Source organism: Paenalcaligenes hominis, from assembly GCF_011927625.1.
GTDB lineage: Bacteria > Pseudomonadota > Gammaproteobacteria > Burkholderiales > Burkholderiaceae_B > Paenalcaligenes > Paenalcaligenes hominis.
This window is the reverse complement of the sequence record NZ_JAATIZ010000001.1, coordinates 14,552-28,221: the sequence shown is the minus strand read 5'-3', so window position 1 is coordinate 28,221 and position 13,670 is coordinate 14,552. Positions and strand designations below refer to the sequence as shown.

Below are 13,670 nucleotides of genomic sequence, written 5' to 3'. Positions count from 1 at the left end.
AGACCCCTCGGAATAGAGGGGTCATTATAAAAGAAATAACAACTACGCGGTTTTTGGTTGCGTCACTAAAACGCGTCTGCGTTTCAGCAAGTAGCGCAGCACAAAACCAGGGTAAGCCAGAATAATAAATAAGCAGTAAGTGATGACATAAAACTCCCACCGCTGGGGAAACACACTGCCTAAACTGGATTCAAAACCTACCCCTAACAAGCCCACAAATGCATACAGAGCTGTGAACTCAAGTAAACGCGCGAAAAAGGACTTTTCTATCGGTTGTGTACGTTGTAATAACGCGGGAATAGCAAACATGACGATAGCGATCACCACACACACCGTACTAATTAAAAGCAAATGCAATGGACTCACAAAAAGCGTTTGACTTAAAGTACGGTGCATAAACCAACCGACAGCTAGCAAACACGCGGTGTAGGCCAGAAAAGTAAACCAACGCAACACCGCAGGACGTGCGACCTCGCCTGTTTGTTGCCAGGGCAAAAATAACAGGGGACGTTGTATATAAAACGGTAAATTAGCACCGATTAACGACACCAGTATTAATACCCAAATAGCAACATTTTGACTCATGACTAACCTAATTTAAAAGCGTAGAGATTCCTGAATAACACGCATGCTGGTCTCCATGAGGCCGCTTGGTAAAATGCCTAACACCAGTATTAGCAAACCGTTAATAGCTAATACCGTTTTAGCTACCACACCAATTTGCAAAGGCTGATCAAGCTGATCGTTTTCTGGTTGGTCAAAATAAGCAGCTTTTACAACACGAATGTAGTAAAAGGCCCCTACTAAAGACAGCAACACGGCTAAAACGGCTATACCAATGTGTCCGACCCCTACTACAGCTTGAAGAATACTAAGCTTGGCATAAAAGCCCGCCATAGGAGGAATACCAGCCAACGAGAACATAGCTAACAGCAACAGCAAAGCGAGAAAAGGATGACGGGCGTTAAGACCTTTTAGGTCAGCAATTTCCTCGCATTCAAAGCCTTTACGGCTAAGCACCAAAATAATACCAAAAGTCGCTAGCGTAGTAAGCACATAAATAACGGCATAAAACAGAGCGGAACCATAGGCAAAATGCGCCATGGCCACATCAGCACCGATCAGCTGGCGAATTAAACCCGCTAAACCTTCTGCTGCGCCAACCTCTGCGGATACCCCTGCCATTAACCCTAGGAAGATAAAGCCCATATGAGAAATGGTGGAATAGGCCAACATACGTTTAAAGTTAGTCTGCACTAGCGCCGTAAAGTTCCCTACTGCCAAAGACAGTACAGCAAGCAACAACAGCATGGGCTGCCAGTCTAGCGCAATACCGTGCAGTGCCTCTGTAAGTAAACGCAAGGTGATGGCGACAGCGGCTAACTTTGGCGCGGCGGCAATGATGAGCGTCACGGTAGTGGGTGCGCCTTGATACACGTCGGGTGTCCACATGTGGAAAGGGGCTGCGGTTAATTTAAACGCCAAGCCAGACACCACAAACACCACACCAAAAACTAAAGCAAGACGGCCTGCCTCACCCGCGTTAATCACAGCGGCAATTTGCTCGAGATCTAAATGCCCTGTGGCACCATAAATCATCGACATACCATACAACAGAACCCCAGAGGACAATGCGCCTAGGATAAAGTATTTCATGGCGGCTTCAACGGATTGGGTGTGCTCGCGTCGAATCGCAACCAAGGCGTACAAGGCAAATGACATGAGTTCTACACCTAAGAACACCATGATTAAGTTGCCAGCCGAGATCATGAGCAATTGCCCTAGTAATGCCAACATAGTCAACGAATACAACTCGCCGCCGCGTTCTACCATCTGACGATTTTCTGCATACTGCCGGCCGTACAGCAAAGTAACCCCTACGGCGATACACGACAATAATTTTAGAAAATGAGACATGGCGTCGACTACGTACAGACCACTAAAGGTGACGCCGTACAAATCGTTATACCATTGCCAAGCAACAGCTAACCCCACCACAATCAGACTAAATTGGCTAAACGCAAAGGTACTATGTCTAGCTTCTGACTTAGAGAAAGAATCAAAAACCAATACACCTGCAGCAAGGATCAGAAGCAGGATCTCAGGCAAAGCCAGAGCGATATCAAATGAATTTTGCATAATGTTCCAGGTCTACAGTTTCGATACAGACACATGCTGCAGCAGAGCATCGACGGAGGTGTGCATGACTTCAGTAAATGGCGCCGGATAAATACCCATGCCCAACACTGCAATTGCCATTACACCCAACACAAAAAACTCACGACCACTTAGGTCATTCATCGCGCCCACTGCAGGGTTCGTGACAGGACCGTAAGCTACACGCTTGAGCATCCAAAGGGAATACGAAGCACCGGTAATTAACGCGGTCGCTGTTAATAAACCAATCCAGAAGTTGTATTCTACGGCGCCCATAATGACGGTAAATTCGCCAATGAAACCGCTTGTACCAGGCAAACCACTATTTGCCATAGAGAACAGTACAAAGAACGTCACAAAGCGCGGCATTACGTTAACTACCCCACCGTAGTCGGCAATTTCTCGTGAGTGCAAGCGGTCGTACAACACGCCAATACACAAGAACATGGCAGCGGAAACAAAACCGTGCGAAATCATTTGCATGATGGCACCTTCCATTCCCGTTTTATTGAAAATAAAGAAGCCAAGTGTCACAAACCCCATGTGCGCCACAGAGGAATACGCCACGAGCTTTTTCATGTCTTTTTGGACGATGGCAACTAGACCGATATACACCACCCCAACTAAAGACAAGGTAATCATCAAACCGGACAAGCTTTGTGATGCATCGGGAGCAATGGGTAAAGAAAAACGTAAAAACCCATACGCCCCAAGCTTCAGCATAATGGCAGCTAACACCACTGAACCGCCTGTAGGCGCCTCGACGTGAGCATCAGGCAACCACGTGTGTACTGGCCACATAGGCACCTTGACCGCAAAAGCCATTAGCATTGCCAAGAACACCAGTATTTGTGCATTCATACCTAATGGTAATTTGTGCCAAGTGAGGATATCAAAGCTGCCTCCGGCACTATGCCAGAGGTAAATAAAGGCAATCAGAGTCAGCAGAGAACCTAAAAGCGTATAGAGGAAAAACTTAACTGATGCATACACACGACGCGGTCCACCCCATACCCCAATAATGATATACATCGGGATAAGAGTCGCCTCGAAGAAGATGTAGAACAGCAAGCCATCTAATGCAGCAAACACCCCTATCATTAAGCCAGAAAGAATTAAAAAGGCGCCCATGTACTGGGGGACACGCTCTTTAATTACTTCCCAACCCGCTAACACCACAATGATAGTAATAAAGGCCGTTAAGGGAATAAACCACAAAGAAATCCCGTCAATACCTAAATGGTAATTCACCGAGAACGTGTTAATCCATGGAGCAAACTCCACAAACTGCATGTCCGCTGTGGTCGGATCAAAGCCCGTTATCAGCGGTAAAGTCATTAAAAACGCAATTACGGAGCCTATTAACGCGAGGGTACGCGTAAAGTTGGCTCGATCATCACGCCCTAGGGCAAGGACTAAGAGCCCTGCCACGATAGGCGTAAAGATAGTTAGCGTTAACCAAGGGAAAGTAGAAGACGCCATATCGCTAGCCATTATTGAACCGTCAACACGAAAAAGGTTAAGAGCGCCATAATGCCAAGAATCATGGCGAAGGCGTAGTGGTAGATGTAGCCCGTCTGTAAACGACGGGATACCGCGGCAATCCAGCCCACAACACGAGCACTGCCGTTGACAACTAGGCCATCAATTAAGCCCATGTCCCCGCCTTTCCACAAGCCGGTTCCTAAACAACGTACACCGCGTGCTATGACCTGCTCATTAACCCAGTCCACGTAATATTTGTTTTCGAGGATACGGTAAATGCCTGAACAATTACGCTTAATAGCAGCTGGAATACTTGGGTTCACCAAGTAGAAATACCAGGCAACAACTAGACCTGCAATCATGAGCCAGAAAGGTACCGTCACAAAACCATGTAACGCATACGCCATCCACCCATGCCAACCGTCTTTCAGGGTTGCCATAACGGTCTTGTCCGGGCTGACAGCAATAATGCCGTCAAAGAAGTTTCCAAATAAGAGCGGGTCAATAAACCAAATACCTGCCATCACAGACGGTATAGCCAATAAAACTAATGGCAGAGTGACCACCCACGGGGATTCCTTAGGCTCGCCATGCAAGGCCTCGTGTTCACCTAAGGCTTCAGGGCTTGGGTTACGGAAGTTTTCTTTGCCATGGAATACCAAGAAGTAAACACGGAATGAATACAGCGATGTCACAAAGACGCCGATTAAGGTGGCATACTCAGCAAACGTCGCACCCCATACCCCTGCAGCAGACGCGGCAGCGGCAGCTTCAATAATGTGCTCTTTGGAATAAAACCCAGAGAAAAATGGCGTACCTACTAAAGCAGCTGTACCAATTAGGAAAGTCAGCCAAGTGATGGGCATGTACTTGCGTAAGCCCCCCATTGCTCGGATATCTTGGTTGTGATGCATACCAATAATGACTGAACCTGCACCTAAAAACAGCAACGCTTTAAAGAAGGCATGAGTCATTAAGTGGAAAATGGCAACTGAGTACGCCGATGCCCCTAGCGCTACGGTCATGTAACCTAGCTGGGACAAAGTGGAATACGCCACCACGCGTTTGATGTCGTTTTGAATAATGCCCAAAATACCCAGAAACAGCGCACCAATCGAACCGATCACCAAAATAAATGACAATGCGGTGGTGGATTGCTCGAATACAGGAGAGAAACGCGCCACCATGAAGATCCCCGCTGTCACCATCGTAGCCGCGTGAATCAAGGCAGAGATAGGAGTAGGACCTTCCATGGAATCGGGTAACCACGAATGCAAAGGTACTTGTGCAGATTTACCCATTGCCCCAATAAACAAAGCAATACTGGCTACCGTTAATAACTGCCAAGTGGTGCCAGGGAACGTTAATTGAGCTAGTTGCTCGATTTGAGCAAAGATTTCACCGTAGTGCATGGTGCCGGTATAGGCATACAGCAAACCAATTCCTAGCGCAAAGCCAAAGTCACCGACTCGGTTAACCAAGAAGGCTTTCATATTGGCAAAAATGGCCGTTTCCTTTTTAAACCAAAAGCCAATCAGCAAGTACGACACTAAACCGACGGCTTCCCATCCGAAGAAGAGCTGTAACATGTTGTTTGACATGACCAGCATCAGCATGGAGAAGGTAAAAAGCGAAATGTAAGAAAAGAAACGCTGATACCCCGGATCGTCTGCCATGTAGCCGATGGTGTAGATATGCACCATCAAGGACACAGAGGTAACAACAACCATCATGAGCGCAGTTAAGTTATCAATTAAGAAACCAATTTGCCATGTGGCATCGCCAATGGTTGCCCAGGTATAGACCGGGCCATCGAAGGTTAAACCGCCTAAGGTCTGTTTAAGCACCATGACGGAACCAACGAAGGACACCACTACCCCAAGGATAGTAATAATATGTGCGCCTTTTTTGCACACGAAACGGCCTAAGAAGCCCGTGCCAAAAAGACCTGCAATCAGCGCCCCAACAAGGGGAGCTAACGCAATGATTAGATATAGACTTGGTGAGTTCATTGTATGTGCTACCCCATCAACCCTTCAGGTGATCTAGTTTTTCTACGTTAATCGTATTCAGGTTACGGAACAGCAAGACCAGAATAGCCAAACCAATAGCGGCCTCTGCTGCCGCCACCGTTAATACGAAGAAAACAAAGACCTGACCCGCCGTATCCCCAAACCAAGAGGAAAAAGCGATGAAGTTCATATTGGCAGAAAGCAAAATCAGCTCGACCGACATCAACAAAATGATCAAGTTGCGACGGTTTAAAAAGAAGCCAAATAAGCCTATGGTGAACAAAATGGCGCTAAGCACCAAATAATGCGTTAATCCCACGGTCATCATTATTTGTCTCCCGCTTGGACCGAAGTCGATTGAGTGGCTTCCATCTTGACGATGCGCAGGCGATCTGACGCCTTAACACGAACCTGATCAGATGGCACCGTGCGTTTAACGTCTACACGTTTACGCAAGGTCAGCGCAATGGCTGAAATCATGCCCACCAACAGCACAATACCCCCTACCTCTACAGCTAAAATATAGTCGGTATACATCGCGGTTCCGACCGCTAAGGTATTGTTGTAGTCGTCGGGCATTTGAGCCGGTGCACCCGCATCCATCCAGGCACGAGTTAAAACAAACGCCATTTCTAAAATCATAATAATGGCAACGGTAGCCCCTAACGGTAAGTAAGCTTTTAAGCCACTACGTAAGGACGGCATGCGCGTGTCTAAGAGCATGATGACGAATAAGAACATCACCATCACCGCGCCCACATACACCACCACAAGGAGCAAAGAAAGAAACTCGGCACCTAAGGTCATCCACAGCATAGCGGCGGTGAAAAAAGCCAGAATAAGGTTAAGCGCCGCTGCCACCGGGCTTGGAGCCATAACCACACGAAATGCCGCAACCACTAAAATAAGGGCTAAGACATAAAACAGAATAGTAGTAAACATAAAGTCTGTCCCTCTGCCCTAGCGATACTTGGCGTCAGCATTGCGACGCTCGGCGATTTCTGACTCGTAACGATCACCAATCGCTAAAAGCATGTCTTTGGTGTAATACAAATCACCACGCTTTTCCCCGTGATATTCGTGAATATGTGTTTCTACAATAGAATCCACAGGACAACTTTCCTCACAGAAACCACAGAAAATGCACTTAGCTAAGTCAATGTCATAACGAGTAGTACGGCGTGTGCCGTCTTCGCGCTCGTGTGACTCGATAGAAATAGCTAATGCTGGACAGACGGCTTCGCACAATTTACATGCAATACAACGCTCTTCACCGTTTTCATAACGACGCAGAGCATGCAAGCCACGAAAACGTGGTGAGGCCGGCGTTTTTTCATAGGGGTAATGCAGTGTGACTTTACGACGGAAAAAGTACCGTCCAGTCAGGCGCATCCCCTTCAGCATTTCCGACAGCATTAAACTGCCAAAAAAATCCTTAATTGCTTCCATAATTTACCCCTGTGCCTTAGTTCCAGATGTTCCATGGCGTTTGCATCCAAATCGCCACCACAACTAGCCATACACCCGTCAAGGGAATGAAAACCTTCCAACCTAAGCGCATGATCTGGTCATAGCGATAGCGTGGGAAAGTAGCGCGGAACCATACAAACATGGACACCACTACAAAGGTTTTTAATCCTAACCATAACCAACCGGGTACCCAAGTAAATGGCGCAAAGTCCAAGGGGGGTAACCAGCCGCCTAAGAACATGATTGAAGCCAACGCAGACAGCATGATCATGTTGGCGTATTCGCCCAAGAAGAATAAGGCAAAACCCATGCCTGAGTATTCAACCATTGGACCCGCCACAATCTCAGATTCCCCTTCCACCACATCAAAGGGGTGACGGTTTGTTTCTGCCACGGCGGAGACCACGTAAATGACAAATAAAGGTAATAAAGGCAGCCAATTCCACGACAAGAAGTTCATGCCTCTATCTGCAAACATCCCCGCATCTTGACCTTGTACGATGCCACTGAGATTGAGCGTACCGGACACCAATAAAACAGTAACCAATACAAAGCCAATCGCCAGCTCGTAAGACAAAACCTGAGCCGCTGCTCGTAGCCCACCTAATAAGGCATATTTAGAGTTAGAGGCCCAACCAGCCACCACCACCCCATATACGCCTAATGAGCTAATCGCTAAGACATAAAGTAGCCCTGCGTTCACATCGGCTAACACCAATTCGGGTCCGAACGGTATAACAGCCCAAGCAGCTAATGCAGGCATTAATGTCACTACGGGTGCCAACAAAAACAAAATGCGGTTTGCTTTGCTAGGAATAATGACTTCTTTGGTTAGCAGTTTGAACACATCCGCAAATGGCTGTAACAAACCACGATAACCAACGCGGTTTGGGCCCTTGCGAACGTGCATGAAGCCAATCATTTTGCGTTCCCAATACGTTAAGTAGGCAACACAAAGAATAATAGGCAAGGCAATACAAACAATTTTGATTAAAGTCCAAACGCCGTACCACAGGGTGGGGCCTAAAAGACCCTCGCCAAAACTTTGAATAGTAGCCAGCAACTCCATTACACGCGCTCCACTGTCAATTGACCAAAGGCGCTGCCCAACGCAGCCGTTTCAGCAAAAGCAGCCGCTATACGTACGCAACCCGTTGCTACTGAAGCGTCAAGCTGAACAAACAACTGCACCTCGCCTTGAGCAGAACGAACACGAACCTTGTCGCCGTCGACTAGCTGCAAATCAGCTAATGTGGCGGCAGCCATACGCGCAGTAGGCAATGCACTAGCGGGCGTTTGCTGTAGAGGCTCGGAACGACGGGCAATGCTATCTGTACGATAAATTGGCACTTCCGTTACGCGCTCTAGCGTCGTGGCAGCTGGCAGTACCGCAGGAGCTGCGGCAATATCATTGCTGAGACGACTTAAGATATTCGAGCTAAGGACCGTGTCGCGTACTGTTTCTGAAGTTTCTTCCTCAAAGCCATCAAGCGCAAACAAATTACCTAAGACCCGTAACACCTTCCATGCAGGACGGGAATCGGCAACTGGTGCGGCAACGCCCTTGAAGCTTTGGGCGCGCCCTTCGGCATTAACGAACGTGCCAGACGTTTCTGTAAAGGGAGCAATGGGTAGCATCACATCCGCCCAGTCTTGAGCCGCCGATCTATACGGCGTCAAAGCCACGGCCAAGGTTGCACCTTTTAGCGTCTCTACTGCTCGTTCACCTAAATCGCTGTCTAGGCTTGGCTCTACATTTAATACAAAATAAGCACGTAATGACTGTGCCAACATTTGCTCTGCCGTTAGGCCACCATTTTGCGGGGTGGCTCCAGCCAAGTATCCCCCAACCGTATTACCACCAGCTGTTAAGAAGCCCAATTTGGCATTGGTGGCTTTGGCTAAGGCTGCGGCATTGGCCATGATGACACTGGCCTGATCAGAGGCCACCGCCATATTACCTAAGAACACAGCAACGCGTTCACCCGAAGCTACGCTTTGGGCAATGGTTTGAGCTTGCTCTGAGGCCTCAAGCCCTTGATAAGAATCTGAAGGCGTTTGGTTACGTAGCTGCGCTAGAGCCACTGAGACCTCGGCCACTGCATTCGCTATTTGGCTTGGTGCCACGGTCATGCGCCCAGCAACCTGAGTAAACAGCGGGTCATCGGCAGCAGAGTCAATAAATGACACCTGTGCGCCTTGCTTAACAGCTTGGCGTAAACGCTGCGCCATTAAAGGATGATCTTTGCGTAAGAACGAACCAATCACAATGACGCGGTCAAGTTGATTAAGCTCGGTTAATGGCATGCCCAACCAAGGTACACCGGTTAAGGCTTGGTCAAAGCGTGCATCGGTTTGACGTAAGCGGAAGTCAACGTTTTCAGAACCTAATGCCCGAGTCAAACGTGCTAACAGGGCAAGCTCTTCCGTTGTAGAAGTCGCTGAGCCTATAGCACCGATTTGATCATTGCCAAACTTTTCTTGGATGGCTTTCACGCCATGCACAATCATTTGCAACGCGTCGTTCCAAGAAGCTTCGCGCCAAGAGCCATCGTTTTCACGAATCATGGGGTGCTCTAGACGGTCTTGGTAAAGGCCTGCATAGGCAAAGCGATCTTTGTCGCTAATCCAGCACTCGTTAACGGCCTCATTTTCAAAAGGCACCACACGCAACACGTGATCACGCTTGGTATGGACGACCAGATTGGCGCCTAAGCTATCATGTGGGCTAATAGTGCGTCGACGTCCTAGTTCCCAAGAGCGTGCTTTAAAGTGAAAAGGCTTGGAGAGCAAGGCACCGACTGGACAGACATCAATCATGTTTCCAGACAACTCGGACTCGACTGCTCGGCCTACAAACGTGGTGATTTCCGCATGTTCGCCGCGGTTAACCATGCCGACCTCTTGGATACCTGCTATTTCTTCGCCAGTACGAACGCAACGTGTACATTGAATACAGCGCTGCATGGCTTCAGTGGAAATGAGTGGCCCCATGGACTTGGCGGACACAACACGTTTTTCTTCTTTATAACGAGAAGTGGAGCCACCATAGCCAACAGCTAAGTCTTGTAATTGACATTCGCCACCTTGATCACATACAGGGCAATCTAAGGGATGGTTAATAAGCAAAAACTCCATGACATCTTTTTGTGCGGCAATGGCCTTTTCAGAGCGTGTGTGCACAATCATGCCATTGGTTACCGGCGTTGCGCAGGCCGGCAAAGGCTTGGGAGCTTTCTCTACGTCAACCAAGCACATACGGCAGTTTGCCGCAATGCTGAGCTTTTTGTGATAACAGAAGTGCGGCACATAAACGCCTGCTTCGTGCGCAGCTTGGATAACCATGCTGCCTTCAGGAGCTTCCAGTTTAATGCCATCGATGGTGAGTTCTACCATTTGTTTTCCTGAGCCTACAAATATTGGGGCACCACACAGCTTTTGTGCTCGATGTGGTGTGCGAACTCGTCGCGGAAATGCTTAACAAAACTACGTACCGGCAAGGCTGCTGCATCACCTAACGCACAAATGGTGCGTCCCATGATGTTGCCTGCGATCTCGTCAAGCATAGCTAAGTCTTCGGGGCGACCTTGGCCGTTCTCGATACGATGAACCATACGCCAGAGCCAACCTGTGCCTTCACGACACGGCGTACACTGGCCGCAACTTTCGTGATAATAAAAGTAGGACAAGCGTAGTAAGGACTTCACCATGCAACGGGTTTCGTCCATGACAATGACGGCGCCAGAGCCTAACATTGAGCCGGCTTTAGCAATGGAGTCATAGTCCATATTGGTTTGCATCATAATGTCAGCAGGAACCACTGGCGCACTTGAGCCCCCAGGGATGACTGCTTTGAGCTTGCGACCACCACGTACACCACCTGCTAGCTCTAAAAGCGTAGAGAAGGGGGTGCCCATAGGAATCTCGTAGTTGCCGGGTAATTCGACATCGCCAGAGATTGAAAAGATTTTGGTTCCGCCCGCATTAGGTACACCCACCTCGAGGTATTCCTGGCCGCTATTACGCATAATCCAAGGCACCGCAGCAAAGGTTTCAGTGTTGTTAATGGTGGTTGGTTTGCCATACAAACCAAAACTGGCAGGGAAAGGCGGTTTAAAGCGGGGCTGCCCTTTTTTACCTTCGAGCGACTCGAGTAAGGCTGTTTCCTCGCCACAAATATAGGCACCATACCCATGAAAAGCATGAAGCTGGAAATTAAAGCCTGAGCCTAAGATATTATCGCCTAAATAACCTGCCGCACGCGCTTGGTCTAGAGCGTCTTCAAAACGCTTGTAGACCTCAAAAATTTCGCCGTGTATGTAGTTATACCCTACGGTAATACCCATAGCATATGCAGCAATGGCCATGCCCTCAATCACAGAATGAGGGTTAAAACGTAAAATATCGCGATCTTTAAAGGTGCCTGGCTCGCCCTCGTCTGAGTTACAGACTAGGTATTTTTGCCCAGGCATCGTGCGAGGCATAAAGCTCCACTTCAGACCGCTAGGGAAACCCGCACCACCACGACCACGCAAAGCCGACGTTTTGATTTCAGCAATCACATCATCAGGCGTTAAGCCAGTAGTCAAAATACGGCGTAAGGCTTCGTAGCCTCCGCGTTGCACGTACCCGTCTAGATCCCAGTTGGTGCCATCTAAATCTGCCAAGATCTGTGGATTGATATGTCGACCATGAAAAATCATGCTGGTTGTCAAATCATTGCCTGGATTGGGATTTAGGCCTTCGGCTAACCGATTTAATACATCTAAGTTCATGCCGACTCTCCGTTTTTCAGGGTGTCTAACATGGTATCAATACGCTCTGGCTCCATGCGTACGCACATGAAGTGATTATTCACCAGCATGACAGGAGAATCACCACACGAGCCCATGCACTCACACTCTTCGAGGGTAAAGAGGCCATCTTCAGTGGTTTCACCGTAGCCAATGCCTAATTTGTCTTGGAGGTACTGACCTGACTTCACCCCATTGCGCAAAGCACAAGGTAGATTCGTACAGACAGAAATGGTGTATTTTCCTACGGGCTGTAGATGATACATATCATAAAACGTAGCCACCTCTTGCACCATAATAGGAGGCAAACCAAGATAGTTCGCTACGTCTTCTATGAGCTCGTTAGAGAGCCAGCCCTTTTCTTCTTGGGCAATGGTTAACGCAGCCATAATAGCCGAGCGTTTTTGCTCGGTTGGGAATTTCGCTAATTCCCTATCAATGTGTTGATAGGCTTTTTCGGAAAGCAGCATAATTCGATTCCGTTATGTTAATGCCGCCTTAGCGGTCGATCTCGCCAAAAACAATGTCTTGGGTACCGATGATAGTCACCGCATCCGCCAACATATGACCACGGGACATTTCATCCAACGATTGCAAGTGCACAAAACCAGGGGCACGAATTTTCATGCGGTAGGGTTTGTTGCCCCCATCAGAAATAAGGTAAATACCAAATTCCCCTTTGGGGTGCTCGATGCCCGCATAGGCTTCGCCTGTTGGCACATGCATGCCCTCTGAGAACAGTTTAAAGTGGTGGATAAGGTCTTCCATACCCGATTTCATTTGAACTCGGCTAGGTGGCGCTACTTTATGATTGTCAATAATGACAGGGCCTGGGTTTTGGCGCAGCCAATCAATACACTGACGAATAATACGATTGCTTTCACGCATTTCAGCAATACGTACAAGGTAGCGGTCGTAACAGTCGCCGTTGGTACCTACAGGAATATCAAAATCTAAGCGATCATAGACTTCGTAAGGTTGTTTTTTACGAACGTCCCACTCTACGCCTGAGCCACGTAACATCGGGCCAGTAAAACCTAAGGCCATCGCGCGCTCGGGGGTGACAATACCCACGTCAACCAGACGTTGCTTCCAGATACGGTTATCAGTGAGTAACGACTCGTATTCATCAATACATGCTGGAAAACGATTAGTGAAGTCTTCGATAAAGTCGAGCAATGAACCGGAACGTGCGTCGTTCATTTGGCGCAGTTCTTTTTCACTACGGTATTTGTTGCCTTGATATTGAGGCATGGTGTCGGGTAAGTCGCGGTATACGCCACCTGGACGATAGTACGCTGCATGCAAACGTGCCCCTGAAACTGCCTCGTACATATCCATGATGTCTTCGCGTTCGCGGAAAGCATACAAAAACACCGCCATAGCGCCTACGTCTAGGGCATGCGAGCCGACTGACATTAAGTGGTTGGAAAGACGCGTGATCTCATCAAACATGACGCGGATGTATTGTGCACGCAAAGGTACCTCTACACCCAGTAATTTCTCTACAGCCAAACAATAGGCATGTTCATTACACATCATGGACACGTAATCCAGACGATCCATGTAAGGCATCGTTTGAAGGTAAGTGCGGTGCTCGGCGAGTTTTTCTGTTGCACGATGCAATAACCCAATATGAGGGTCGGCGCGCTCAATGACCTCGCCATCCATCTCTAGCACGAGACGCAACACACCGTGCGCCGCTGGGTGCTGAGGTCCAAAGTTGAGTGAGTAATTTTGAATTTCAGCCATC

Annotated in this window: 12 protein-coding genes; all 12 read right to left on the bottom strand. The window is 48.2% G+C overall.

What is annotated here, in order from left to right; translation table 11 throughout:
- Window positions 1-42: 42 nt before the first annotated feature.
- Genes GGR41_RS00145 through GGR41_RS00090 form a run of 12 tightly spaced genes read right to left on the bottom strand, consistent with a single transcriptional unit; the run spans window position 43 to window position 13,669 of the window.
- A complete protein-coding gene (locus GGR41_RS00145; RefSeq protein ID WP_077733693.1) occupies window positions 43-585 on the bottom strand; it encodes a DUF2818 family protein in 543 nt (180 codons plus the stop codon).
- Window positions 586-597: 12 nt separating this feature from the next.
- Complete coding sequence (nuoN, locus tag GGR41_RS00140; protein ID WP_167660741.1) at window positions 598-2,142, bottom strand: NADH-quinone oxidoreductase subunit NuoN; 1,545 nt, start codon at window positions 2,140-2,142, stop codon at window positions 598-600.
- 9 nt (window positions 2,143-2,151) lie between these two features.
- A complete protein-coding gene (locus GGR41_RS00135) occupies window positions 2,152-3,654 on the bottom strand; it encodes an NADH-quinone oxidoreductase subunit M (protein ID WP_188372596.1) in 1,503 nt (500 codons plus the stop codon).
- Window positions 3,651-5,654, bottom strand: coding sequence for an NADH-quinone oxidoreductase subunit L (gene nuoL / locus GGR41_RS00130; RefSeq protein WP_167660129.1), 2,004 nt, complete (start codon window positions 5,652-5,654; stop codon window positions 3,651-3,653). Before nuoL ends, GGR41_RS00135 begins: the two co-directional genes overlap by 4 nt.
- Before the next feature lie 16 nt (window positions 5,655-5,670).
- On the bottom strand, window positions 5,671-5,979 hold the full coding sequence (gene nuoK, locus GGR41_RS00125; RefSeq protein WP_167660739.1) for an NADH-quinone oxidoreductase subunit NuoK: 309 nt from the start codon (window positions 5,977-5,979) through the stop codon (window positions 5,671-5,673).
- A 2-nt stretch (window positions 5,980-5,981) separates the two neighbouring features.
- Window positions 5,982-6,596 carry an NADH-quinone oxidoreductase subunit J gene (locus GGR41_RS00120; RefSeq protein WP_077733695.1) on the bottom strand — a complete coding sequence of 205 codons (615 nt, stop codon included), beginning with the start codon at window positions 6,594-6,596 and terminating at the stop codon, window positions 5,982-5,984.
- 18 nt (window positions 6,597-6,614) lie between these two features.
- Window positions 6,615-7,103, bottom strand: coding sequence for an NADH-quinone oxidoreductase subunit NuoI (nuoI, locus tag GGR41_RS00115; RefSeq protein WP_077733696.1), 489 nt, complete (start codon window positions 7,101-7,103; stop codon window positions 6,615-6,617).
- Between the two features lie 16 nt (window positions 7,104-7,119).
- Window positions 7,120-8,193: an NADH-quinone oxidoreductase subunit NuoH gene (gene nuoH, locus GGR41_RS00110; protein WP_167660128.1), complete on the bottom strand. Its 1,074-nt coding sequence runs from the start codon at window positions 8,191-8,193 to the stop codon at window positions 7,120-7,122.
- Window positions 8,193-10,520, bottom strand: a complete 2,328-nt coding sequence (nuoG, locus tag GGR41_RS00105; RefSeq protein WP_167660127.1) for an NADH-quinone oxidoreductase subunit NuoG — start codon at window positions 10,518-10,520, stop codon at window positions 8,193-8,195. The genes nuoH and nuoG overlap by 1 nt, the downstream gene beginning before the upstream one ends.
- 14 nt (window positions 10,521-10,534) lie before the next feature.
- Window positions 10,535-11,899: an NADH-quinone oxidoreductase subunit NuoF gene (gene nuoF, locus GGR41_RS00100; protein ID WP_167660126.1), complete on the bottom strand. Its 1,365-nt coding sequence runs from the start codon at window positions 11,897-11,899 to the stop codon at window positions 10,535-10,537.
- Window positions 11,896-12,387, bottom strand: coding sequence for an NADH-quinone oxidoreductase subunit NuoE (nuoE, locus tag GGR41_RS00095; RefSeq protein ID WP_077733700.1), 492 nt, complete (start codon window positions 12,385-12,387; stop codon window positions 11,896-11,898). The genes nuoF and nuoE overlap by 4 nt, the downstream gene beginning before the upstream one ends.
- A gap of 28 nt (window positions 12,388-12,415) precedes the next feature.
- Window positions 12,416-13,669, bottom strand: coding sequence for an NADH-quinone oxidoreductase subunit D (locus tag GGR41_RS00090; RefSeq protein WP_167660125.1), 1,254 nt, complete (start codon window positions 13,667-13,669; stop codon window positions 12,416-12,418).
- Window position 13,670: the final 1 nt, after the last annotated feature.

What these genes read in the sequence shown, in the direction of transcription:
- GGR41_RS00145 (WP_077733693.1), bottom strand. Translation starts at nt 585, where the DNA reads ATGAGTCAAAATGTTGCTATTTGGGTATTAATACTGGTGTCGTTAATC.
- nuoL (WP_167660129.1), bottom strand. Translation starts at nt 5,654, where the DNA reads ATGAACTCACCAAGTCTATATCTAATCATTGCGTTAGCTCCCCTTGTT.
- nuoK (WP_167660739.1), bottom strand. Translation starts at nt 5,979, where the DNA reads ATGACCGTGGGATTAACGCATTATTTGGTGCTTAGCGCCATTTTGTTC.
- GGR41_RS00120 (WP_077733695.1), bottom strand. Translation starts at nt 6,596, where the DNA reads ATGTTTACTACTATTCTGTTTTATGTCTTAGCCCTTATTTTAGTGGTT.
- nuoI (WP_077733696.1), bottom strand. Translation starts at nt 7,103, where the DNA reads ATGGAAGCAATTAAGGATTTTTTTGGCAGTTTAATGCTGTCGGAAATG.
- nuoH (WP_167660128.1), bottom strand. Translation starts at nt 8,193, where the DNA reads ATGGAGTTGCTGGCTACTATTCAAAGTTTTGGCGAGGGTCTTTTAGGC.
- nuoG (WP_167660127.1), bottom strand. Translation starts at nt 10,520, where the DNA reads ATGGTAGAACTCACCATCGATGGCATTAAACTGGAAGCTCCTGAAGGC.
- nuoF (WP_167660126.1), bottom strand. Translation starts at nt 11,899, where the DNA reads ATGAACTTAGATGTATTAAATCGGTTAGCCGAAGGCCTAAATCCCAAT.
- nuoE (WP_077733700.1), bottom strand. Translation starts at nt 12,387, where the DNA reads ATGCTGCTTTCCGAAAAAGCCTATCAACACATTGATAGGGAATTAGCG.
- GGR41_RS00090 (WP_167660125.1), bottom strand. Translation starts at nt 13,669, where the DNA reads ATGGCTGAAATTCAAAATTACTCACTCAACTTTGGACCTCAGCACCCA.